Below are 2,584 nucleotides of genomic sequence, written 5' to 3' on the forward strand. Positions count from 1 at the left end.
AGTGTTAATCCATTGGTGCGGCGCTTCCCAGCTGAAGCGCCATTTACGCACCGGTCCCGCCATGACGTTCAGATAATAATTGTTGTAACCGGCAACGGTCGCAACCGGATGATACCCTTTCGGCACCTTAACCACATCACCGTCATACACCGCCATGCATTCGTCCAAAGTGCGGTCGTCGGTGTAAACCCGTTGCAGGCAAAAGCCTTGTTTCGGTTCGAAGCGGTGATAGTAAGTCTCTTCCAGATAAGTTTCGTTTTCCGACTGTTTTTGGTCGTGCTTATGGCTCGGAAACGAGCTGGTGTTGCCTTCGTCGGTAAACACTTCCACCACCAGTAAACTGTCGGCAGGCTCGGTTTCCGGCAAGATGTTGTGTACCAGACGTTTGTTGTTGCCGTACCCGCGCCGTTCGACCCCGACCTCTTCCGGTTTAATCACCCGGATGGGCAGATTGCCGTTGCTCGGCGCCCGACAAATCGCCAGTTCAAGTGCGGTATCGGCAATCACCAGCACCTGTTTTTGATGAGGGACGTAGAGTGAATAGGGCGGAATACGCTCAAACGGCGAAGTGCGGTTGCCGAGGTGTTCGAAAATCTTGGCATCGACCGCAAACGAGGCGTAACCGGAGACGACCACAAAACAGACTTCGGTATTGTCGGTCGGGATTTCGGCGGTTTTGCCGGCAGACAGGTGCAGTAATTCGAAACCGACATATTCCCAGCCGGCGTTTTGCGGGGTAATCTGTTGACGGAAACCGTCGTTGATGTTGTTGGATTTGGATAAGAGCGGACTCATGCTTAACCTCATTTTGCTGTTGTGTTTGGTCATATCGTCGGACAGGGACAGTATAAAGGACAAGCGGGCGCAGCTGAACCGGCACGTTGTCAAGATTCTACTCAGCTCACAAAAAATGAAATATTAATTTCATTTAATGGCATTTCGGGTTGAAAAAACTGTTTCGGGGGCGTATCGTATCCTAGACATTTTTACTTATGCTGAACCGTTAACCGCGTCGAGGAGAAATATGAGCCCGTTTATTCCAAATTTTATTGCCGGGAAAGTGGTGGAGAGCCAAAGTTCCCGTTTAACCCCCGTTTTTAATCCGGCTACCGGCGAACAGTGCAAACAGGTGAAACTCAGTACCGCCGCCGAAGTCGAGGCGGCGATTGCCGTCGCTCATGCCGCCTATCCCGACTGGGCGCAGCAGTCACCGCTGCGCCGAGCCCGAATATTGTTCAAATTCAAAACGCTGCTGGAAGCCCATTTTGACGAACTGGCAAAATTGATTACCGCCGAACACGGCAAGATTTACTCCGATTCCATCGGTGAATTGACCCGCGGGCTGGAAGTGGTGGAGTTTGCCACCGGCATACCGCACTTGCTCAAAGGCGAGTTCTCCGCCAATGTCGGCCGCGGTATCGACACCCACTCGGTGATGCAGCCGCTGGGCGTGGTGGCGGGGATTACCCCGTTTAACTTCCCGGCGATGGTGCCGATGTGGATGTTCCCGATAGCGTTGGCTTGCGGTAACACCTTTATCTTGAAACCGTCGGAAAAAGACCCGTCCTTATCGATTCGTTTGGCTGAATTACTTAAACAAGCCGGTTTACCGGACGGGGTATTCAACGTGGTGCAGGGCGATAAAGAAGCGGTGGATGTACTGCTGCGCGACCCGCGGATTCAGGCGGTCAGTTTTGTCGGCTCCACCCCGATTGCACAATATATTTATGAAACCGGCTCGGCACACGGCAAACGGGTGCAGGCCTTGGGCGGGGCAAAAAACCACGCATTAATTATGCCGGATGCGGATATCGAAATGACGGCCAACGCCCTGCTGGGCGCGGCTTTCGGGGCGGCGGGTGAGCGTTGCATGGCGTTGTCCGTTGCCGTTACCACCGATGATAAAGTGGCAGATGCCCTTGTCCGCAACTTACAACCCAAAGTAGAAGCGCTGCGTATCGGCCCGGGCATCTTGCCTGAGGGTCAAAAAGAAAACGACATGGGGCCGTTGATTTCCAAAGCGCACTTGGAAAAAGTCAGCGGCTATATCGACCAAGGGGTTGAAGCCGGGGCGAGCTTGGTCGTGGACGGGCGCAACTATCGGGTGGCCGGGCATGAAAACGGCTATTTTATCGGCGGCACATTGTTCGACCATGTGACCCCCGAGATGCGTATTTATCAGGAAGAGATATTCGGACCGGTGCTGTGTGTGGTCAGGGCAAAAGATTACGACGGCGCCGTCCGGCTGATTAATGCGCATCAATACGGCAACGGCAGTGCGATTTTCACTGCTGACGGCGATGCCGCCCGACAGTACAGTCAGGAGGTGCAGGCCGGTATGGTGGGCATTAACGTACCGATTCCGGTGCCGATGGCGTTCCACTGTTTTGGCGGTTGGAAATCATCGGTCTTCGGCCCGCTGAATGCTTACGGTCCTGACGGGGTGCGTTTTTACACCCGCATGAAAACCATCACCAGCCGTTGGCCGAGTCATCACCTGCGTGAACAGGGGGCGGCGTTCAGCATGCCGACGTTGTAACCACGGCACGGGTATCAAAACAGGCAGGTTGAATATCTGCCTGTT

The 2,584-nt window shown here is 54.1% G+C and carries 2 protein-coding genes; one reads left to right on the forward strand and one right to left on the reverse strand.

The features are described 5' to 3' along the window. Positions 1-795, reverse strand: a 795-nt coding sequence (gene iolB, locus OA57_RS11875; protein ID WP_034618158.1) for a 5-deoxy-glucuronate isomerase, incomplete at its 3' end; no start/stop codon positions are given. A 229-nt stretch (positions 796-1,024) separates the two neighbouring features. On the opposite strand from iolB, the gene OA57_RS11880 reads away from it, so the two are divergent. Further along, positions 1,025-2,539, forward strand: coding sequence for a CoA-acylating methylmalonate-semialdehyde dehydrogenase (locus OA57_RS11880; RefSeq protein ID WP_034618159.1), 1,515 nt, complete (start codon positions 1,025-1,027; stop codon positions 2,537-2,539). Positions 2,540-2,584 lie beyond the last annotated feature (45 nt).

The sequence above is a fragment of the Chelonobacter oris genome, from assembly GCF_000772535.1.
In the GTDB taxonomy this organism is placed as follows: domain Bacteria; phylum Pseudomonadota; class Gammaproteobacteria; order Enterobacterales; family Pasteurellaceae; genus Chelonobacter; species Chelonobacter oris.

Coding starts and splice junctions, on each gene's coding strand:
- OA57_RS11880 (WP_034618159.1), top strand. CDS start 1,025: ATGAGCCCGTTTATTCCAAATTTTATTGCCGGGAAAGTGGTGGAGAGC.